This window comes from Paraburkholderia sp. HP33-1, from assembly GCF_021390595.1.
Taxonomy (GTDB): Bacteria; Pseudomonadota; Gammaproteobacteria; order Burkholderiales; family Burkholderiaceae; genus Paraburkholderia.
Genome location: NZ_JAJEJR010000001.1, coordinates 2,120,566 through 2,141,272 on the forward strand (window position 1 = coordinate 2,120,566; position 20,707 = coordinate 2,141,272).

At 65.2% G+C, this 20,707-nt stretch carries 20 protein-coding genes; 4 read left to right on the forward strand and 16 right to left on the reverse strand.

The features are described from left to right. Positions 1-123 precede the first annotated feature (123 nt). Entirely contained in the window at positions 124-822 is a 699-nt protein-coding gene (locus L0U81_RS09610) for a Bax inhibitor-1/YccA family protein (RefSeq protein WP_027198083.1), read from the forward strand. Between the two features lie 148 nt (positions 823-970). Here L0U81_RS09610 and L0U81_RS09615 read toward each other — a convergent pair whose 3' ends face one another. The 10 genes from L0U81_RS09615 to L0U81_RS09660 form a co-directional block, all read right to left on the reverse strand. Further along, entirely contained in the window at positions 971-1,744 is a 774-nt protein-coding gene (locus tag L0U81_RS09615; RefSeq protein WP_233802075.1) for an MBL fold metallo-hydrolase, read from the reverse strand. Positions 1,745-1,751: 7 nt separating this feature from the next. Further along, positions 1,752-2,891, reverse strand: a complete 1,140-nt coding sequence (gene bamC / locus L0U81_RS09620; protein ID WP_233802077.1) for an outer membrane protein assembly factor BamC — start codon at positions 2,889-2,891, stop codon at positions 1,752-1,754. Between the two features lie 123 nt (positions 2,892-3,014). Further along, on the reverse strand, positions 3,015-3,932 hold the full coding sequence (dapA, locus tag L0U81_RS09625) for a 4-hydroxy-tetrahydrodipicolinate synthase (RefSeq protein ID WP_233802079.1): 918 nt from the start codon (positions 3,930-3,932) through the stop codon (positions 3,015-3,017). Between the two features lie 43 nt (positions 3,933-3,975). Continuing rightward, the gene (locus L0U81_RS09630) at positions 3,976-4,578 is read right to left on the reverse strand and encodes a class I SAM-dependent methyltransferase (RefSeq protein ID WP_233802081.1); all 603 of its coding nucleotides are present in this window, start codon (positions 4,576-4,578) and stop codon (positions 3,976-3,978) included. A 34-nt stretch (positions 4,579-4,612) separates the two neighbouring features. Further along, positions 4,613-5,815 carry a tryptophan--tRNA ligase gene (locus L0U81_RS09635; protein WP_233802083.1) on the reverse strand — a complete coding sequence of 401 codons (1,203 nt, stop codon included), beginning with the start codon at positions 5,813-5,815 and terminating at the stop codon, positions 4,613-4,615. A gap of 6 nt (positions 5,816-5,821) precedes the next feature. Beyond that, entirely contained in the window at positions 5,822-6,484 is a 663-nt protein-coding gene (locus tag L0U81_RS09640) for a site-2 protease family protein (RefSeq protein WP_233802085.1), read from the reverse strand. A 47-nt stretch (positions 6,485-6,531) separates the two neighbouring features. After that, complete coding sequence (locus L0U81_RS09645; protein ID WP_233802086.1) at positions 6,532-7,167, reverse strand: L-threonylcarbamoyladenylate synthase; 636 nt, start codon at positions 7,165-7,167, stop codon at positions 6,532-6,534. Between the two features lie 113 nt (positions 7,168-7,280). Next, positions 7,281-8,111 carry a 3',5'-nucleoside bisphosphate phosphatase gene (locus tag L0U81_RS09650; protein WP_233804283.1) on the reverse strand — a complete coding sequence of 277 codons (831 nt, stop codon included), beginning with the start codon at positions 8,109-8,111 and terminating at the stop codon, positions 7,281-7,283. 88 nt (positions 8,112-8,199) lie between these two features. Continuing rightward, positions 8,200-9,084, reverse strand: a complete 885-nt coding sequence (locus L0U81_RS09655) for an alpha/beta fold hydrolase (protein WP_233802088.1) — start codon at positions 9,082-9,084, stop codon at positions 8,200-8,202. A 69-nt stretch (positions 9,085-9,153) separates the two neighbouring features. Next, positions 9,154-10,050 (reverse strand): ferritin-like domain-containing protein, encoded by an 897-nt coding sequence (locus L0U81_RS09660; RefSeq protein WP_233802090.1) that lies wholly within the window; start codon positions 10,048-10,050, stop codon positions 9,154-9,156. Between the two features lie 257 nt (positions 10,051-10,307). Here L0U81_RS09660 and L0U81_RS09665 point away from each other — a divergent pair, with 257 nt between their 5' ends. From L0U81_RS09665 to L0U81_RS09675, 3 genes are all read left to right on the forward strand, one after another. Further along, positions 10,308-10,832: a gamma carbonic anhydrase family protein gene (locus tag L0U81_RS09665; RefSeq protein WP_233802092.1), complete on the forward strand. Its 525-nt coding sequence runs from the start codon at positions 10,308-10,310 to the stop codon at positions 10,830-10,832. A 65-nt stretch (positions 10,833-10,897) separates the two neighbouring features. Beyond that, positions 10,898-11,848 carry an Hsp33 family molecular chaperone HslO gene (gene hslO, locus L0U81_RS09670; protein ID WP_233802094.1) on the forward strand — a complete coding sequence of 317 codons (951 nt, stop codon included), beginning with the start codon at positions 10,898-10,900 and terminating at the stop codon, positions 11,846-11,848. Positions 11,849-12,044: 196 nt separating this feature from the next. Further along, positions 12,045-12,410 (forward strand): hypothetical protein, encoded by a 366-nt coding sequence (locus tag L0U81_RS09675; RefSeq protein WP_233802096.1) that lies wholly within the window; start codon positions 12,045-12,047, stop codon positions 12,408-12,410. A 97-nt stretch (positions 12,411-12,507) separates the two neighbouring features. On the opposite strand, the gene ftsB is transcribed toward L0U81_RS09675, so the two are convergent. From ftsB to L0U81_RS09705, 6 genes are all read right to left on the reverse strand, one after another. Continuing rightward, positions 12,508-12,945, reverse strand: a complete 438-nt coding sequence (ftsB, locus tag L0U81_RS09680; protein WP_233802098.1) for a cell division protein FtsB — start codon at positions 12,943-12,945, stop codon at positions 12,508-12,510. Between the two features lie 113 nt (positions 12,946-13,058). Continuing rightward, the gene (gene eno / locus L0U81_RS09685) at positions 13,059-14,342 is read right to left on the reverse strand and encodes a phosphopyruvate hydratase (protein ID WP_233802101.1); all 1,284 of its coding nucleotides are present in this window, start codon (positions 14,340-14,342) and stop codon (positions 13,059-13,061) included. A gap of 165 nt (positions 14,343-14,507) precedes the next feature. Further along, entirely contained in the window at positions 14,508-15,362 is an 855-nt protein-coding gene (kdsA, locus tag L0U81_RS09690; RefSeq protein WP_013089801.1) for a 3-deoxy-8-phosphooctulonate synthase, read from the reverse strand. Continuing rightward, complete coding sequence (locus L0U81_RS09695) at positions 15,359-17,020, reverse strand: CTP synthase (protein WP_233802103.1); 1,662 nt, start codon at positions 17,018-17,020, stop codon at positions 15,359-15,361. The genes kdsA and L0U81_RS09695 overlap by 4 nt, the downstream gene beginning before the upstream one ends. A 107-nt stretch (positions 17,021-17,127) precedes the next feature. After that, the gene (locus tag L0U81_RS09700) at positions 17,128-17,931 is read right to left on the reverse strand and encodes an alpha/beta fold hydrolase (RefSeq protein WP_233802105.1); all 804 of its coding nucleotides are present in this window, start codon (positions 17,929-17,931) and stop codon (positions 17,128-17,130) included. 118 nt (positions 17,932-18,049) lie between these two features. Beyond that, a complete protein-coding gene (locus tag L0U81_RS09705) occupies positions 18,050-20,680 on the reverse strand; it encodes a DNA internalization-related competence protein ComEC/Rec2 (protein WP_233802106.1) in 2,631 nt (876 codons plus the stop codon). Positions 20,681-20,707 lie beyond the last annotated feature (27 nt).

Genomic DNA, 20,707 nt, shown 5'->3' on the forward strand with positions numbered 1-20,707 from the left:
GACTGGAGGGTATTGAAACTCCATGCCGCCGCGCTAATCTTACGGATGCACGCTGCGCCCGTCGGCGCTTCGCAAATTGCCGTATCACCCTCACGAAACACGCTTCCGAGGTAAGGAGAGACCATGAACGAACATCCGTATATGTTTGGCCGCAATGGCGCGGTTAGCACCGCCGAAACACGCAACCGCGTGCTACGGAACACCTACTGGCTGCTAGCGCTGTCCATGATTCCAACCGTGCTCGGCGCGTGGGTTGGTCTTGCCACCGGCTTCTCGCTGTTCGCGGCCACCAGCCCTGCCATGAGCATGCTGGCGTTCTTCGCGATCGCCTTCGGCTTCATGTTTGCGATCCAGCGCACCAAAGACAGCGCCGTCGGCGTCTTCGTACTGCTCGGCTTCACGTTCTTCATGGGGCTGATGCTGTCGCGCATCCTTGCGTTCGTGCTCGGCTTCTCGAACGGCCCGTCGCTGATCATGCTCGCGTTTGGTGGCACTGGTGTGATCTTCGCGGCCATGGCGACCATCGCCACCGTCAGCAAGCGCGACTTCTCGGGCCTCGGCAAGTGGCTCTTCATGGGCGTAATCGTGATCCTGCTCGCTTCGGTCGCGAACGTGTTCCTGCAACTGCCGGCACTGATGCTGACGGTTTCGGTCATGGCAATCGTGATCTTTTCCGCCTACATCATGTTCGACGTGCAGCGTGTCGTGAACGGCGGCGAGACGAACTACATCACCGCGACGCTCGCGATCTACCTGGATCTGTATAACGTGTTCGTCAATCTGCTCGCGCTACTCGGCATTTTCGGCGGCAACCGCAATTAACTCTGAGCGGTCGCGCGGCGTGCCCCCCACGCCACGCTCGACGCGAAAAGTAAAAGCCCATAGCGAGTAATCGTTATGGGCTTTTCTCATTGCGTCGCAACCTGATGCGCGCCGTGCGGCGCGACCGGACGTCAACCCTGCGTCTGAGTCACAGCGTCAACCACGCGAAACCTTCGCTCTGGGACGCCACCACCACCTCCGTGGGCGCCGCGCCAAGCACGCCCGCCAGCGCCGCCTGCGCGAGTTCCGGCAAATTGTTCTGCTGACTCAGATGCGCGGCGACCAGATGCCGTAGACGTGAGCGGTCGAGCGACGCCAGGATTTCAGCCGCCGCATCATTGTTCAGATGCCCATGATCGCCGCCGATACGCGCTTTCAGCGACGGCGGATAACGACTGCCCGCGAGCATCTGCACGTCGTGATTGCATTCGAGCACGAGCCCGTCGCAGCCACTGAGCACCGCGCTGATATGCGGTGTGGACGTTCCGACGTCGGTCAGCACGCCCAGTCGGCTCGCGCCGTTCGAGAACACGTATTGCAGCGGTTCGCGGGCGTCGTGCGGAACGGTATAAGGGAGGACGCTGAGCTCGCCGATCGCCACCGACTCGTCGCCCCATAGCACCTGCAGGTCGACGCCGGCTTCGCCGGCGCCCACCGCGCGTGCGGTGCCCCAACTCATGTACAGCGGAATCGACCACTTGCGCGCCAGCGTCAATGCGCTGCCGATGTGATCGCTATGCTCATGCGTGATCAGAATCGCGTCGAGGTGCTCGGCGCTCGCGCCGAGCCGCGCCAGACGCCGCTCGACTTCGCGCGCGGAAAAACCGCAATCGAGCAGCACGCGCGTGGTGCTCGCGCCGCTGTGCGCTTCCACCAGCAGCGCGTTGCCTTCACTGCCGCTGCCGAGGCTTGCGAAGCGCACGACCCACCTAGTTCAGTTGCGCGTGCAGCAGCGACACGATGCGCTGCGCGTCCGACGACGTGTCGATCTGCCCGTTCGCGTCGACTACCGCTACCTGCGTCACGGCGTCGCCCTTCGCGCGCACGTTGACGAGGAATTCCTGGCCCGGCTTGCGCGTCGAATTACCGCTGTAGAACAGCTTGCCGAGCAGGCCTTCCTTCTTGAGCTCCTGCATCGAATCCGCATAGCGCACGTAGTAGATGCCCTTCTCGCGATCGCGGTTGTCGACCGTGAAGTTGGTGCGATCCAGCGCGAGGCCCACGCGCAGCCAGGCGCGGTCGAACGACTCCTGAAGATCGAGCGTCGACGCGCCTGCGTTCTGCTCGATCGTGGTCGGCGCGGCCGCCGGACGCGCGTCGGTCAGCAGTTGCTTCGACTGCGCTTCGGTCAGCCCGAACTTCTGCATCAGCTTGGCGAGGAACTCCGCCTCGAGCGCCGGATCGCGCGGACGCTCTTCCCAGCGCGACGACGTCTTGTCCTGACCAGTCATCACTTCTTCCATCGCGCTATGCGTGATCGAGATATCGGTCGCACTGTCCCCACCGCGCGACACCAGCGTGCGGAAACTATCACGGGTGCCCGACGAATACGCGAAGTCGATAACCTTGCCGACCGTGCGGCGGAACCAGTCGTCCGGAATGTTCGCGCGATTTTCCGCCCAGTCGGTCGTCATGATGCCGGTGGCCGGCGCGTCAGTCTTCAACACGAAGCCGTTCTCCTGCCAGAACTCCTGCAGCTGCGGCCACAGCTGTTCCGGCAAGCGGCCGTCTACCACGAGCCAGCGACGGTCGCCGTCGCGCTCGATATGCATGCCAAGCGGATCCTGCGCGGTCGGCTGGCCTTCGGTCGCGTTGCCGGCCGCAGTGACGGCGCGCGTCGGTGTGCCGCCGAGCGCCAGATTGGCGGGCGGTGCCACATAACGCTGGTCGTTCGGCGACGTGCTCAGATCGCTCGGCACGGCGAGCGGCGGCGCACTCGAGGTGGCCTTGTAGTTGACGCGGTCGGAAGCAAACCAGTCGTTCAGCGTGTCACAGCCGGCGAGCGTCGACAGGGCAAGCGCCAGCGCCGCCATGCGGGTTGCGTGGAGGGAAAGTGCGGAACGTTTCATGAGGTCCTTCGTGATGCTGGAACGCGATGCCTCGTTCGATCTGCCGGGAACGTGGGCTGAAGCGACGTCGGTTAATGAAATGCCGGTGGCGGTCTTGCGTGGACGGCTGGACGATCGGGCCGTTCAGCCGAGCAGGCCCGCTTCGCGCAGTGCGCCGCGCACGACTTCGTGGTACTGCGCGTCGAGCGGCGTGAGCGGCAGGCGGATGCCACCCTGCACACGCCCCAGTTGCTGCAGCGCCCATTTCGCCGGAATCGGATTCGCCTCGGCAAACAGGTACTTGTGCAGCGACAGGAGTTTTAGATGAATGTTACGCGCGGTCTTCACGTCCGCGGCGAGCGCGGCCTTGCACAGCTCACTCATTGCGCGCGGCGCGACGTTCGCGGTGACCGAAATATTGCCATGGCCGCCGAGCAGCATCAGCGCAATCGCGGTGGGATCGTCGCCGCTATAGATGGCGAAGTGCGCCGGTGCCGACTTGATCAGATGCGCGGCGCGGTCGATGTTGCCAGTGGCTTCCTTCACGCCCACGATGCCCGGCACCTGCGCGCAGCGCAGGATGGTCTCGTTGCTCATGTCGGCGACGGTGCGGCCCGGCACGTTGTACAGGATCACAGGCAGATCGACGGTTTCGGCGATCTTCGCGAAATGGCGATAGATGCCTTCCTGGGTCGGCTTGTTGTAGTACGGCACGACCTGCAGCGTGGCATCCGCGCCGACGTCCTTCGCGTGCCGCGTCAGTTCGATCGCCTCAGCGGTGGAGTTGGCGCCCGCGCCCGCGATGACCGGAATCCGGCCCGCGGTGTGCTCGACCGCGGTCTTGACCATCAGCACGTGTTCTTCGACCGATAGCGTGGCCGACTCGCCGCTCGTGCCGACCACGACGAGTGCGTCCGTGCCTTCCTCGATGTGCCAGTCGATCAGCTTGCGAAACGCTGGCAGATCGAGGCTGCCGTCTTCGAGCATCGGGGTGATGATGGCAGGAATGCTGCCGCGGATCCGAACGCCGTCCTGATGACCGCTGTGGTTGCCGTTAGTCATGAAAAGCCATGGATTTGATCAGGTAAACCGCGATTGTAGCGGATTAGCCAGCCAACTCGTAACAAGGCGGAGCTGTTGCCCGCATGGGATCATCCGCGCGCACTGCTTCCCGAACCGCGCAGATGCGCTGAACGTATGCCGGACGCGGCCTGGCGAGAAATCGGTCCTGAAATGCGACCACCCGCAGCTGGCCATGCACCGTGTCGAGCAGCTCGCCAGGCGCCAGCAGAAACGCCGGATTGGAGGGTTTGCCGACGCTTTCGTTTCCTTGCGCGAAGGTCTCGTAAACCAGTACGCCACCGGGCGCGAGCGCGCGCAGCAACTGCGGAAAAAGCGGCCTGTGCAGGTAGTTGGTCACGATGACGGCAGCGAACGCCGCATCATCGGGTAACGGCCACGGCGCGCCTTCGAGGTCGGCCACGAGCGGCGTGACGAGCGGCACGTCACTCAGCAGGTCGAGAGCGGTCGCGTCGCGATCGATCGCGGTGACCGGATGACCGAGCGACGCAAAAAAGCGCGCGTGCCGCCCGGCGCCCGACGCAACATCGAGCACCACGCCGCCCGCCGCGACCAGGTGCGCCCAGTGACGCACCCAGCGCGACGGTTCGCCGAGGCCATGCAAGCCACTCGTAACCGGCGTGCTCATCGCTGCGGCTTGGCGCAGTCGCGGTTAGTGCGCATCAGCTGTACGACAGCCCCATCGCCTCGCGGACGTCGCGCATCGTTTCGGTCGCGAAGCGACGCGCCTTGTCGCAGCCATCGGCGACGATCGCGCGCAACAGCGACGGGTCGTCCATGTACTTCTGCGCGCGCTCGAGCATCGGCTGCTGCTCGCGCAGAATCCCTTCGATGACCGGCTGCTTGCAATCGAGACAACCAATGCCCGCCGAGCGGCAGCCCTTCTGCACCCACTCGTGGGTCGCTTCATCGGTATAGACCTGGTGCAGCTGCCACACCGGGCACTTGTCCGGATCACCCGGATCGGTGCGGCGCACGCGCGCGGGATCGGTCGGCATCGTGCGGACTTTTTTCGTGATCGTCTCCGCGTCTTCGCGCAGGCCGATCGTGTTGCCGTACGACTTCGACATTTTCTGGCCGTCGAGACCCGGCATGCGCGAGGCCTCGGTCAGCATCGCCTGCGGCTCGACGAGGATGATCTTGCGCGAGCCTTCGAGATAGCCGAACAGGCGCTCGCGATCGCTCATCGACAGGCTCTGCGATTCCTGCAGCAGCGCCCGCGCGCGTTCGAGCGCCTCGTCATCGCCTTCCTGCTGGTACGCGTTGCGCAGCTCGTGATAAAGCTTCGAGCGCTTGCCGCCGAGCTTCTTCGCTGCCTCGTTCGCCTTCTCTTCGAAGCCCGGCTCGCGACCGTACAGGTAGTTGAAGCGGCGCGCGATTTCGCGCGTCATTTCGACGTGCGGCACCTGGTCTTCACCGACCGGCACGAGCGAGCCGCGATACAGCAGAATGTCCGCCGCCATCAGCACCGGATAGCCGAGGAAGCCGTAGGTGGACAGATCCTTGTCCTTCAGCTTTTCCATCTGCTCCTTGTAAGTCGGCACACGTTCGAGCCAGCCGAGCGGCGTGCTCATGCCGAGCAGCAACGCGAGCTCGGCATGCTCGGGCACCTTGCTCTGGATGAACAGCGTCGCCTGCGCCGGATCGATGCCGGAAGCGAGCCAGTCGATCAGCACGTCCCACACGTTCTTTTCGATCACTTCGGGCGTTTCGTAGTGCGTCGTCAGCGCGTGCCAGTCCACCACGCAGAAAAAGCACGGGTACTCGGACTGCAGCCGCACCCAGTTTTTCAGCACGCCGTGATAGTGGCCGAGGTGCAGCGACCCGGTGGGCCGCATGCCGGAGAAGATACGGTCTGGGAACATGGTTATTTAGAAAAGCGAAACAAGTGGAGTCAGAATTGCGGTGATCGCGCTATAGCCGAGCGTAACGAGCGGCCTCAACCAGAACCGCGTGAGCGTACCCGTCATCACGAGCGCCATCACGATGAAAAAGCCGTACGGCTCAAGCCGCGACAACGCGATCGATTGCTTGGGCGGCAATAGCGCCGCCAGCACGCGGCCGCCGTCGAGCGGCGGCAGCGGAAAGAGATTCAGCACACCGAGCACGAGGTTCACGCCGACGCCCGCACCGGCCATGCGCGTGAAAAACGGTTCATTGATATTGAGCACTGCAAGTGCGACGCCGAAGACGCCCCAGATCAGCGCTTGGACGAAATTGCACACGGGTCCTGCCGCCGCGACCCACAGGCTCCCCCAGCGCGGATTGCGCAGGTTGCCGAATGCGACCGGCACCGGCTTCGCATAGCCGAACATGAACGCGCCGCTCGTCGCGAAGTACAGCAGCAGCGGAATCGCGATCGTGCCGAGCGGATCGATGTGCCGCATCGGGTTCAACGACACGCGGCCGAGCACGTAGGCGGTGTTGTCGCCGAGCCAGCGCGCGACGTAACCGTGCGCGGCCTCGTGCAGCGTGATCGCGAAGATCACCGGAAGCGCGTACACCGCAATGGTCTGTATGAGGGAAGAATCCATAACTCGCTATTGTAACAATGCGCTCGCGCGCGTCTGTCCGCTTTCGCTCACGCCGCTTCCGTGAGGCCGAACGGCGCGAGCGGGCCGCGCCCTGCCCGCACCAGCGCTGGCTCCGAGCCGGTCAGATCGATCACGGTCGACGGCTCGCACACGCACGCGCCCCCGTCGATCACCAGATCGAGCTGCTTTTCGAGCCGCGCGCGGATTTCCTCAGGGTCGTTCAGCGGCTCGGTTTCGCCGGGCATGATCAGCGTCGTGCTGAGCAACGGCTGGCCGAGTTCCTCGAGAATCGCGAGCGTGATCGCGTGATCCGGCACGCGCAGGCCGATCGTCTTGCGCGACGGATGTGACACGCGCCGCGGCACTTCCTTGGTGGCCTGCAGCACGAATACGTACGGGCCCGGGGTCACCGATTTAAGCAGCCGATATTGCCAGTTGTCCACCATCGCGAAGTTGGCGAGCTCCGACAGATCGCGCACGAGCAGCGACAGCAACTGCTTTTCGTCCAGCCCGCGAATGCGCCGCAGACCCTCGACCGCGTCCTTGTCGTCCAGACGGCAGGCAAGCGCGTAGGTCGAATCGGTCGGCAACGCGACCACGCCGCCGTCGTTGATGATCTGGACGGCCTGCTTGACGAGGCGCGGCTGCGGATTGTCGGGATGAAGCCGAAAGTATTGGGACATGGAGACTCACGGTGGCGGCAGACGAACTGCGGCGGATGGGCTACGGCGAACAGAGCGCGTGCCGCATCCAGCAGGCCCGCGCGCGAGACGTGCCGTACCGGCACGGCGCGCGGTCACAGCCAGCGTTCCCAGACGGGCTTCAGATCGGCGGGTAGCTGCGGCAGCGCGCCGAGTTCGATGCGGCCTTCGCCGGGCGCGTGGAAGTCGGAGCCACGCGAGGCCTCGAAGCCGAAACGACGCGCGACGTCCGCGTATTCGCGGTACTGGTCGGGCGTATGGCTGCCGGTCACGACCTCGATCGCCTTGCCGCCGAGGTCGATGAATTCGCCGAAGAACGCATCGAATTCGAGCGGCGAATAGGCGTAGCGGCCCGGATGCGCGACGATCGCTACGCCGCCCGCGGCCTGGATCCAGCCGACGGCGTCGGCGAGTTTGGCCCAGCGGTGTGCGATGTAAGCCGGCTTGCCGTCGCCGAGATAGCGGTCGAACACTTCCTGCGTATTCGCGCAGTGGCCGTGCTCGACCAGGAAGCGCGCGAAATGCGTGCGCGACATCATGTCGGGATTCGACACGTAGTGCAGCGCGCCCTCGTACGCGCCTTGAATGCCGAGCGTGCCCAGTTGTTCGCCGATCGCTTCGGCGCGCGCGGCGCGGCCGTCGCGAGTACGGGCGAGACCGTCGATCAGGATCTGGCTGGTTGGATCGATGCCGAGTCCGACGATGTGCACGGTGCGCCCCGCCCACGTGACCGAAATCTCGACGCCGCTCAGGTAGTCCATGCCGAGCGCCTCGGCCGTGGCGCGCGCCTCGTGCTGGCCACCCACTTCGTCGTGATCGGTGAGGGCCCACAGCGTCACGCCGTTCGCATGCGCGCGGCGCGCGACGTCGACCGGCGCGAACAGGCCGTCGGAAACCGTGGAGTGGCAGTGAAGATCGGCGTTCATCGTGGTCATGGAGAGGGTCTGCAGTCATTTTACTGCAATGCAGTAAGGGTCCGCAGAGGTATCTCGCGGCGCCGTTTCGGGCACGACGTCAGGCGCAGAATCCCTCGATCAACGCGGCGATCTGCTCCGGCTGGTCGTGATGCACCATGTGGCCCGCGCCGTCGATGATCTTCTCGCGCCAGTCCGGAAACGCCTGAAAACGCGCCTTGAATTCGTCGAGGGGGATGTCACCGGCGATCTGTGTGAGCGTCGGCGAGCCGGCGGCCTCGACATGCAGCACCTTCGCGCTGACCTTGCGCCACACCGCCATCACCTCGTCGAGGCGATACAGCGTCGGGCCGCGGACCTTATGCGCCGGATCGGCGAGCAGCATGAAGCGCCCTTCGCCGTCCGGCTTCGACCAGTGTTGCGCGAGAAACTGCGCGCGCCGCGGCTCGAGACGCGGATTGGTTTTGATCAGGCGCGCGGCGACGTCGTCGAGCGACGCATAGCGCTTCAGCTGCGGCGGATCGCGCAATTCGTCGAGCCAGTTAACGAGACGCTTCGGCGCCTGCGCCGGATGCGATGGCGCGAGCCCGAAGCCCTCCAGATCGACCACCCGCCGCACCCGCTGCGGCCGCACGCCCGCGTACAGGCACACGACGTTCGCACCCAGGCTGTGACCGACGAGGTTCACCTCGCCGTTCGGAGCGTAGTGGTCGATCAGCGCGTCGAGATCACCGAGATAGTCCTGCACCCAGTAGCTGCCGCCGCCGCGCTCGGCGACCGGCCAGTCGGACAGGCCAAAGCCGCGCAGATCGGGCGCGATCACCTGCCAGTCGCCGCCGAGCGCATCGACGACGAACTGGAACGACGCGCCGACGTCCATCCAGCCGTGCAGCATGAACAGCGTCGGCGCCTCGGGATGCCCCCAGCGCCGCACGTGCAGCCGGACGCCGCGCACGGCAACGAACTCAGAGCGGGAAGTATTCATGAACGGCACACCCACAAAAAAGAATGGTCGTTCGATTATAGGGACAGCAGCGCAAGAAGTGGTAACGCATTATTGAGGCGACGCTCGGTCGTCCGTTGCCCGCGCGGCTTGCTGCGCATCCTGGCGCGCGAGCGCGGCGAGTTCGGCGTCGTCGAAGCCGGCGTCGCGGCGCGCTTCGAAATTGAACGGGCCGCGCAGTTTCGGCGCGTGGTACTGGTCGGCGAGGCGCATATAGGTGTCGTGCGGATCGAGGCCGTCCGCGTCGCACAGGTGGCGAAACCAGAGGTTGCCGATCAGCACGTGGCCGATTTCATCGCGCAGGATCACGTCGAGAATCGCCGCCGACGCGACATCGCCGGCCTGCTGCAAACGCGCGCGAATCGGCGGCGACGCGTCGAGGCCGCGCGCTTCGAGCGTGCGCGGCACGAGCGCCATGCGCGCAAGCACGTCGCCACGGGTGCGCTCGCACATGTCCCACAGGCCGCCGTGCGCCGGGAAATCGCCGTACGCGTGACCGTATTCGGCGAGACGCGCGGCGAGCAGCGAATAGTGATACGCCTCTTCGGCGGCGACCTTGAGCCAGTCGGTATAGAACGCGGCGGGCATTTGAGCGAAGCGCCAGACAGCGTCGAGCGCCAGATTGATCGCGTTGAACTCGATATGCGCGAGCGCATGGAGGAGCACTGCGCGACCCTGCGGCGACTGCATGCTGCGTCGGCCGAGCTGGCGCGGTTCGACCAGTTCGGGCCGCTCGGGGCGGCCCGGCAGGTCGGCGGGCTCGGCAAGGTTGAGGCTGGCATTCCAGAGCGCCCGGCCGTCGAGTACCGCCGCGTACAGTTCGCGGACCGCCGCGGCCTTCGCGGCCGGATCCCGCTCTCGCAACGCGGCGAGCGCGGCGTTGCGCGCGCACGACGGCTCGTCGCGAGGATTCGATGCGGGAGAAGCGAGGGAAGCAGCGGACGTCATGACGAACAGATCGGCGATGGAAGCGTTAAAGGCGAAGGACCGTCGGCCAGGCGGCCCAAGCACACAACCGTTTACAATACCCGATTCGACCATTCGGCGCGCTTTCGGGCACGCCCGTCAGTTGGCGACGCAGGACTTCCAATTTCGCACCGCGCCGGGCGTACACCGTCCTGCCGGTGTGCGGCAACCGATCAGGCAACCATCGTGCAAGCGATCGGAGTCACCCAATACCGGGCTCCGACCGACGAGGAGACATTGTGACGATTTACAAGCTGGGCGAAGCCGCCCCGATCATTCATGAAAGCGTGTTTGTCGCCGATTCAGCGAACATCATCGGCAACGTGACGCTCGAGGAGAACGCGAGCGTGTGGTTCGGCGCGACGCTGCGCGGCGACAACGAGCCGATTACGATCGGTGCCGGCAGCAACGTGCAGGAAAACGCGGTGCTGCACACCGACCCCGGCTATCCGCTGACGGTCGAGCCGAACGTGACGATCGGCCATCAGGCGATGCTGCACGGCTGCACGATCAAGGAAGGCGCGTTGATCGGAATTCAGGCGGTGGTCTTGAATGGCGCGGTGATCGGCCGCAACTGTCTGGTCGGAGCGGGGGCCATCGTCACCGAGGGCAAGGTGTTTCCCGACAATACGCTGATCCTCGGCGCGCCCGCGAAGGCGGTACGCGAACTGACGGAAGCGGATATCGCCAACATGCAGCGCGGCACGGCAAGCTATGCCGGGCGCCGCGATTATTTCAAGGCGCAGCTCGTACGCATCGGCTAGAAGGCCGGCGCGCGCGGCGCGCAAAGGCGCGGCATCACGCCGCGCCATTCCAGCGAGGAAAAGTTGTGAGCGACCAGTTGCAAAAATTCATGTTCAGCGCGGCGCCGGTGCGCGGCGAGATCGTTTCCCTGCGCAATACCTGGCAGGACGTGCTGACGCGCCGCGATTATCCGGCGCCCGTGCGAACGATTCTGGGCGAAATGATGGCTGCCTGCGCGCTGCTGTCGGCGAACCTGAAGTTCGACGGCACGCTAGTCATGCAGATTTTCGGCGATGGCCCGGTCAAGATGCTGGTCGTGCAGTGCAGCTCGAACCTGACGATGCGCGCCACCGCGAAGCTTTCCGGCGAAGCCGCCCATACGATCGACGACACGACCTCGCTCGTCGATCTGCTGAACGCGAGCGGCCACGGCCGCTGCGTGATCACGCTTGATCCGACCGAAAAGCAGCCCGGCCAGCAGCCGTACCAGAGTATCGTGCCGCTCTCGGGCGTGAACGGACCGCTGAATTCGATCTCCGAAGTGCTCGAGCACTACATGCATCACTCCGAGCAGCTCGACACGCGCATGTGGCTCGCGGCGAACACCGAGCGCGCGGTTGGCATGCTGCTGCAGAAGCTGCCCGGCGACGGCGGCATCGTCCCGCATCCGGGCGAGCTCGACGCGGATACCTGGGAGCGCGTCTGCACGCTCGGCCGCACGCTATCGCAGGACGAGCTGCTGAAGGAGGAACCGGAGACGGTGTTCCGGCGCCTCTTCTGGCAGGAAAACGTCCAGCATTTCGAACCGGTTACCGCGCGCTTCGAATGCACGTGTTCGCGCGAGAAAGTCGGCGCGATGCTGAAGATGCTCGGCCGCGATGAAGTCGACAGCGTGATCGAGGAACGCGGCCACGTCGAAATTCACTGCGAGTTCTGCAATCAACGCTACGAGTTCGACCCGGTCGATGTCGCGCAACTTTTCGTGGTCGGAGGACTCTCACAAGGTGTGACGCCGGCAGCCGAGCAGCGGCACTAAACCGCGTTTTCACTGAAGCGGACTACGTACCGGCGAACTGATCGTACTGTACGGTGGAGTCCCCAACGCGCCGCCCCATGCCTCGTCACGGCTCGGGCGGCGCGTTGCTTTTAATCGCGGCGTTGATACATTGAAGGGATGCGGCGCCGCGCGTCGGGAGAACCTGGTCAAGCCTCGGTCCGATGGAGATTCGACCATGAAACACAAGCTTTCGTTGGTACTAGCCGTCGCCGCGGGCAGCGCGGCGCTAGCCGGCTGCTCGATCGATCCACCCGGTCCAGCGCCGATTCTGAGCCGTCTGCCGCCCGATCAGGCTGAGGCCGTCAGCCATGCGCAGACGCTGACGCCAGAAGAACGCGCGCGCTATGACGCGATCGAGCAACAGGTCATGTTCGAACAGGATCAGACGATGGCCGCGGACGCCGCCGCGCAAGCCTGGCAACGCTATTACTCGCGCTCGCCGCCCGTGAGGTTTTCTGCAGGCTTCGGAACCGGCGGCTGGGGACGCGGTGGCTGGGGAACCGGGATTGGCGTCGGTTTCGGGCCGTATTGGGGCTGGTAGCAGCGAATACGACAGCACCAGACAAAAAAAGCGCGGTTCACTTTGAACCGCGCTTTTTTTGCGCCCTTCCTGCAGAGCCGATCCGAGCTATCCGAGCTCAGTGCGCCGGCTTCTTCTCCTTCGCAGCCGCCGCCTTCCCGCCACGCTTGCGCTCCGGCTTCGCGCGCGACTCCGGATTCGGCACCACGTGCAGCGGCGCGGCCGACACCTCACCGCGGGTCGAAGTATCCGTCGACGGCGCGTTCGGCGTCGGCAACGGCTGGTTCGGCGACACGAACTGCACGAACACTTCGCCGTCCTTGACCATGCCCATTTCGTAGCGCGCCCGCTCTTCGACCGCAGCCGTGCCATTCTGAAGGTCCTGCACTTCCCCCTGAATGCGCTCGTTGCGCAGCTTCGCGTCGGCATTCTTCTGCAGTTGCTGCGCGAGTTGACCCTGCAACTCATGCACGCGCAGCCAGCCGCCGTGCCCCCACCAGAGCGGGTACTGGATCAACGCCAGCAGAACGATCAGGACAGCAGTGACAAGCCGCATGAAGTAAGCACAGTAAATACGCGCCGCCCTGCGCTATACGCAGGGCGGCGAGGTCAATCAGAGACGAAGGATAACCGGCTCATCGATCGGCGCGAACAATCCGGCGAAAACGCTTAGCGCAGATTGTAGAACGCCGACTTGCCCGGGTAGCTGGCGATATCGCCGAGATCTTCCTCGATACGCAGCAGCTGGTTGTACTTCGAGATGCGGTCGGAACGCGACAGCGAGCCGGTCTTGATCTGGCCGGCGTTCAGACCGACGGCGATGTCCGCGATCGTCGAGTCTTCGGTTTCGCCCGAGCGGTGCGAAATCACGGCCGTGTAGCCGGCGCGCTTGGCCATCTCGATCGCCGCGAAGGTTTCCGTCAGCGTGCCGATCTGGTTGATCTTGATCAGGATCGAGTTTGCGATGCCCTTCTCGATGCCTTCCTTCAGGATGCGCGTGTTCGTCACGAACAGGTCGTCGCCGACCAGCTGCACCTTCTTGCCGAGCTTGTCGGTCAGGACCTTCCAGCCTTCCCAGTCGCTTTCGTGCATGCCGTCTTCGATCGACACGATCGGGAACTTGTCGGCGAGATTCGCCAGATAGTCCGCGAATTCCGTCGACGACAGCTGCAGGCCTTCGCCCGCCAGCTGGTACTTGCCGTCGTGGTAGAACTCGCTGGCCGCGCAGTCGAGCGCGAGCAGCACGTCTTCACCGGCGCGGTAGCCCGCCTTCTCGATGGCTTGCAGGATGGTCGACAGACATTCGTCGTTGCTGCCGAAATTCGGCGCGAAGCCGCCTTCGTCGCCGACTGCCGTGCTCATGCCGCGATCCGACAGGATCTTCTTCAGCGCGTGGAACACTTCGGCGCCGCAACGCAGTGCTTCGCGGAAGGTCGGCTGGCTGACCGGCACGATCATGAATTCCTGGATGTCCAGGCTGTTGTTCGCGTGCGCGCCGCCGTTGACGATGTTCATCATCGGCACCGGCAGTTGCATCGCGCCCGAACCGCCGAAATAGCGGTACAGCGGCAGACCGGCTTCTTCAGCGGCGGCCTTCGCGACGGCCATCGACACGGCCAGCATCGCGTTCGCGCCGAGGCGTGACTTGTTGTCGGTGCCGTCGAGCTCGAGCAGCGTCTTGTCGAGGAAAGCCTGCTCGGAAGCGTCGAGACCCATGATCGCTTCGGAGATTTCAGTGTTGATGTGCTCGACGGCCTTCAGCACGCCCTTGCCGCCGTAACGGCCGGCTTCGCCGTCGCGCAGTTCGATCGCTTCGCGCGAGCCGGTCGACGCGCCCGACGGCACCGCTGCGCGGCCCATCGTGCCCGACTCGAGCAGCACGTCGCATTCGACGGTGGGGTTGCCTCGCGAATCGAGAATCTCTCGACCGATGATGTCTACGATAGCACTCATGGTTTCCTCAAAGGATGACGTTGAATTCTTTACTGTGACACTGTATTGCGCACCTGCCGGTCTCCCCGACAGACAACTCGCGCGCCAATACGTTCGACGACCATTGTGCGAAAGCGCCGCGTGCCGATTATCGAGGGCAATCGTGACACGCGGCGCACGCCTCTATCAGTTGAAATCGCTTTCGAGGAACGGCCCGCGCTTGACGGCCTGGTCGAGCGTCACGAGCGTCTCGAGCAGATCGGCCATGCGATTGAGCGGCACCGCGTTCGGCCCGTCCGACTTCGCCTGCGCCGGATTCGGGTGCGTTTCCATGAAGAGGCCGGCGACGCCGACCGCGACCGCGGCGCGCGCGAGCACCGGCACGAATTCGCGCTGCCCGCCCGAACTCGTGCCCTGGCCGCCCGGCAACTGCACCGAATGCGTTGCGTCGAACACGACCGGCGCGTTGGTCTCGCGCATGATCGCGAGCGAACGCATGTCCGACACGAGGTTGTTATAGCCGAACGACACGCCGCGCTCGCACGCCATGAAGCGGTCTTCGGACAGACCCGCTTCACGCGCGGCGTCGCGCGCCTTGTCGATCACGTTTTTCATGTCGTGCGGCGCGAGAAACTGGCCCTTCTTGATGTTGACCGGCTTGCCCGAGCGCGCGCACGCGTGGATGAAGTCGGTCTGACGGCACAGGAACGCGGGCGTTTGCAGCACGTCGACGACCGACGCGACCTGCTCGATCTCGTGCTCCGCGTGCACGTCGGTCAGCACCGGCAGACCGAGCTGGCGCTTCACTTCCGACAGGATGCGCAGACCTTCGTCCATGCCCAGACCGCGGAACGACTTGCCGCTGCTGCGGTTGGCCTTGTCATACGACGATTTGTAGATGAACGGAATGTTCAGCTTTGCGCAGATTTCCTTCAGGCGGCCGGCCGTGTCGATCGTCATCTGTTCGGATTCGACGACACAGGTACCGGCGATCAGGAAAAACGGCTTGTCGAGCCCGATTTCGAAATCGCCCAGTTTCATGCTTTCTCCTCGACCCTCGACTGCTGATGCGCGAGCGCCGCTTCGACGAACGACTTGAATAGCGGATGACCGTCACGCGGCGTGGACGTGAATTCCGGGTGGAACTGCACGCCGACGAACCACGGGTGCATGCTGCGCGGCAGTTCCATCATTTCCGGCAGATCCTCGCTCGGGGTACGCGCGCTGATGATGAGGCCGCCGTTTTCGAGCTGGGGCACGAAACGGTTATTCACCTCATAACGGTGACGATGACGCTCGTTCACATCCGTGCCGTAGATCTCTTCGGCGAGCGTGCCGGGCTTGATCGGGCAGCGCTGCGAACCGAGGCGCATCGTACCGCCTAGATCCGACTCTTCGGTGCGCTTCTCGACGCGGCCTTCGCGGTCGTACCACTCGGTGATCAGCGCGACGACGCGGTTCTTCGTTTCCTGATCGAACTCGGTGCTGTTCGCGTCCTTCAGACCGACGACGTCGCGCGCGAATTCGATAACGGCGAGCTGCATGCCCAGGCAGATGCCGAGATACGGCACCTTCGCTTCGCGCGCATAGCGGATCGCGGCGATCTTGCCTTCGGTACCGCGACGGCCGAAGCCGCCCGGCACGAGCACCGCGTCGAGATGCTTGAGGCTCTCGACGCCCTGCGTTTCGATCTCTTCGGAGTCGATGTACTCGATGTTCACGCGCGTCGACGTATGCATCGACGCGTGGCGCAGCGCTTCGATCAGCGACTTGTACGACTCGGTCAGATCGACGTACTTGCCGACCATGCCGATCGTCACTTCGTGCTTCGGGTTCTGCAGCTTTTCGACGAGGTCGGACCACATCGAGAGGTCCGCCGCCTTCGGCGTGAGCTTCAACTCTTCGCAGATGATCGCGTCGAGACCCTGGTCGTGCAGCATCTGCGGAATCTTGTAGATGCTGTCCGCGTCCCACACGGAAATCACCGCGTCTTCCGGCACGTTCGAGAACAGCGAGATCTTCGCGCGCTCGTCGTCCGGAATGCGGCGGTCGGCACGGCACAGCAGCACGTGCGGCGAGATACCGATTTCGCGCAGCTTCTGCACGCTGTGCTGGGTGGGTTTGGTTTTGAGTTCGCCAGCCGTGGCAACCCAGGGCACCAGCGTCAGGTGCACGAAGCACGCGCTGTTGCGGCCGAGGCGCAGGCTCATCTGACGCGCGGCTTCGAGGAACGGCAGCGACTCGATGTCACCCACCGTGCCGCCCACTTCGACGATCGCGACATCCGGCTCGCCGCACGTCGCAGACGCTGCGCCGCGCTCGACGAATGCCTGGATTTCGTTCGTGATGTGCGGGATGACCTGCACGGTCTTGCCGAGATAATCGCCGCGGCGTTCCTTGCGGATCACCGACTCGTAAATCTGGCCCGTGGTGAAGTTGTTGGCCTTGCGCATCTTCGTGCTGATGAAGCGCTCGTAGTGGCCGAGGTCGAGGTCGGTTTCCGCTCCGTCTTCCGTCACGAACACTTCGCCGTGTTGAAACGGGCTCATCGTGCCGGGGTCGACGTTGATGTACGGATCGAGTTTGAGGAGGGTGACTTTAAGACCGCGCGATTCGAGGATCGCGGCGAGGGAAGCGGCGGCAATACCCTTGCCGAGGGAAGATACTACGCCGCCGGTGACGAAAACATATTTGGTCATCGCTGGATGCTCGCGGGAAAAACGGATTATACCGTAAAGGATGGCCCCGACCCAGCAAAAAGCGACCGGCCCGCCGCGCGCCGATGCCGCCTCGCACGCGCTCGGCGTCAGGCGGTTCGCTCCAGTTCGCGCAGCATGCGCTGCACCGCGCGCGCGGTTTCGATCGGCTTTTCCATCGGATACAGATGGCTGCCCTCGATCCACTCGACGTGCCCGCCGGTCGCGCGCCGCGTCGCGTCGAGACCGACCTGGCGGATTTCCTTCGAGCGGGTACCGGCGATGAAACCGACCGGCACCGGCGCGCCGTGCGCGAGCCGCGCGCCGAGCGTATGCGGCAGCGTCCGGTAGATCAGGTATTCGGTGCGGCGATCGAACGCAAGCGCGCGAGCGCCGTCGGGCGAGTTCTGCGGAATACCGAAGTCGATGTAGTCGGACAGCATGCGCTCGTCCCAGCGCGCGAACGCGGGCTTCGAATGGAAGTGTCGCCATGCTTCGTCGCGGCTCGCCCACTGCGTGCGCCGCGTGCGCGTCGCGGCGGCTGGCGACAACCGCTCGTCGAGCCCGGTCCATTGCGAGACGCGCAGCATGCTGCTGCGCCAGCCGGCGATCACCGGCGAGTCGAGCATCACGACGCCCCTCACCCACTGCGGCTTTTTCAGCGCCGCCATCAGCGACAGATAACCGCCGAGCGAATGCCCGACGAGCCACACCGGCTTCTCGTACTTGCGGGCGATGTCGTCGAGCAGTTGCTCGACCAGATGCGGCCAGTCCCGCGTGACCGGAAATCGCGAATCATGGCCGATCCGCTCGATGAAGCGCACGTCATAGTCGTCGGAGAGTTCGGCGAAAATCGTCCGGTAAGTCGAAGCCGGAAAGCCGTTCGCGTGCGAGAAATGAATGATGTTTTTCAACTGCGGCTATCTCCGTTGTGTTTTTTTGAGCGTCGGCGGGTGCTTTGCCTTTGCCGCTGCTTATACCGCTGCTGGTGCCTGTCGTTCGCGCTGTGGCACCCATCGAGCCGCCACGCACTCAGCGCTCCATCCAGTAGCGGCGCTGCGTATCGCGATAGCGCTCGAGCGTAAGTGCGGCGCCCCCCTCACCCTGTGCGCCCGGATCGACGTCGACCCGCACCGCGCCGTCGCGATCGCTGCGCCCGAGTTCGATATGACGCGCCACGTAGCGCGCGAACACGCCGTCATTCGGATGATGGAAGCGATTCTCGTAGCCTACCTGAAATAACGCGATGGACGGATCGACAGAGTCGAGGAACGGCTCAGTCGACGACGTCCTGCTGCCATGATGCGGCACCATCAACACTTGCGATCTCAGCATGCTGCGATCGCGCGCGAGCAGCACGCGTTCGGTTGGCGCTTCGATGTCGGCGGTCAGCAGGGCCGCAAAACCCGGCGCGTCCGCGCCGGCGCGCGTCAACGCCTGGTCTGCGGTAATGGCCGGCAAGGGGCTGACCCTGAGCACACAGCAATGATCGTTCGACCTCGCCGTGAACGCCCCAGCGTCCGGCCACAGCACGTTGAACTCGACACCGTCCCATTGCCAGCGCTGCCCCGCCACGCACGGCAGCGTCTGCGCGCCGTGCTGCTTCGCCTTCGGCCACAACGCATGGTCCGGCTCCAGTCCGGCCACCAACTGACGCACCTCGATCGCATCGAGCACAGCCTGCGCGCCGCCCGCGTGATCCGAATCAGCGTGACTGACCATCAGCGTATCGAGCGTCGTCACGCCTTGCGCCTGCAGGAACGGCACCACCACCCGCTCGCCCGCGTGCGTCGATTCCGGACCGGGCCCAGTATCGAACAGCAACGCATGATGCGCGGTCTGTACGAGCACCGACGCGCCCTGCCCGACGTCGAGCGCAGTCAGACGGAACGCCCCCGATGGCTCGGCGAGCGCGCCGTCTGCGCTCGGCAGCAGAAGCGGCAGCCACGTCAGCGGCGCGGCCCAGCGCAACGGCCAGCCGCGCGGCGCGAGACACCACAGCACACCGAGCGCCGCCGCGGCGAGCGCCCACGCGTGCGGCTGCGGCAACCACCAGAGCGGCCAGCGCGGTCCCGACAACAGCTGCAAGCCGGCCACGAGACCATCGAGCAGCGTGTGCGCGGTGCGCCACGCGAACGCATCGAGCGGCACAGGCAACGCGACGCCCGCGAGCACCGTCGGCGTAACCAGCAGGCTCACCCACGGAATCGCAAACGCGTTCGCGAGCGGACCGGCGAGCGGAATCTGCGCGAACCAGTACACGGTCAGGGGCGCGAGCGCGACCGTCACCGCGAACTGTACGTGCGCGGCGCTGCGCAGCCGTTCGACGAGCGCGCGCAGACGTCGCTGCAACGTCGGACGCAACGCCTGCCACCAGGCCCGCGCACCGCTGCCACCCTCGTCCTGAGCATGGCGAGACGCCTGAATACCCCGCCCACGCAGCCGTGCGGACATCGCGAACAGGATCGCGCCGACCGCGCAGAACGACAGCCAGAATCCGGCCGACACGACCGCCCACGGATCGATCAGCAGCACCAGCCCGAGCGCCCACGCGAGCACCGTGGAGCGCCCGAGCTGACGGCCGCTGACGAACGCCAGCGCGACGAGCGCCGCCATCCACAGTGCGCGTTGCGCCGGCAGGTTGAAGCCGGCGAGCACCGCAAACAGCGCCGCGAACATCGCACCGGCCGTCACGCCGACGAGCTGCGCGGGCAAGCGCAGCGGCCAGTTGCGGCCGACCCACCCCGAGCGGCGCCACACCGCGGCCACGAGCCAGCCGGCCAGAGCCGCGGCGAGGCCGATGTGCAACCCGGAAATCGCCACCAGATGACTCGTGCCGGTGCCACGCATCCATAGCCAGTCGGCGGCGCTCATTTCGTCCTGCGCGCCGATCGCGAGCGCAACGACAATGCCGCGATGCGGCGCATCGGCGAGCACCGTGTCGATACGCGCACGCAACGCGGCGCGCCAGCGGTCGACCAGCACGGCGAGTCCGCGCGCGTGACCGGGAAGGCGCCGCGCTTGACCCGGCGCGCTCACGTAGCCGGTCGCGCGGACGTTGCGCGCGAGCAGGTTCGCCTCGGTATCGCGCACGCCGAAATTCGCGTTGCCGTGCGGACGCTTCAAGCGCACGGTCAGACGCCAGCGCTCGCCCGGTTCGAGCCGCGGCGCCGGGGCGCCGCGCGCGATCCACGTCAGTTGGATTACGCGGGGGAAAGCGGCGAGCCGCGCATCGTTGGTGTCGACGTTGAACAGGAAGCGTGCGCCTTTGCCGTCGCGCGTCGGCAACCCCTTGATACTGCCGGTGACCTCGATATCGCGTCCTTCCCAAGCGTGCGGCAAGCTCACGGCGAGTCGCGTTTGCGCGCGCCCGGCCGCATAGCCGAAGCCGACGCTGATCGCCGCGCACCACACGGCGCCCCAACCGACCATGCGCCGCACGCGGACCCCGCGCCATACCCGGTGAGCGGGCTGGTGCCAGGACCCATCTTCCTGCTCCGCACCCGCAGCGCCCGCCCCATCGCCGCGCAAGCCCCACACCGCAACGCCCATCGCCGCACAGCCAGCCAGTATCAACGCCCACCATCCGCCCGTACCCGGCAATTCCGCCTGCCGCTGCAGCCAGATCACCCCCAACGCAAACCCGCACCAGATCGCCCGCATTCGCCCTCCTCGCCGCTGGCGCCGGGC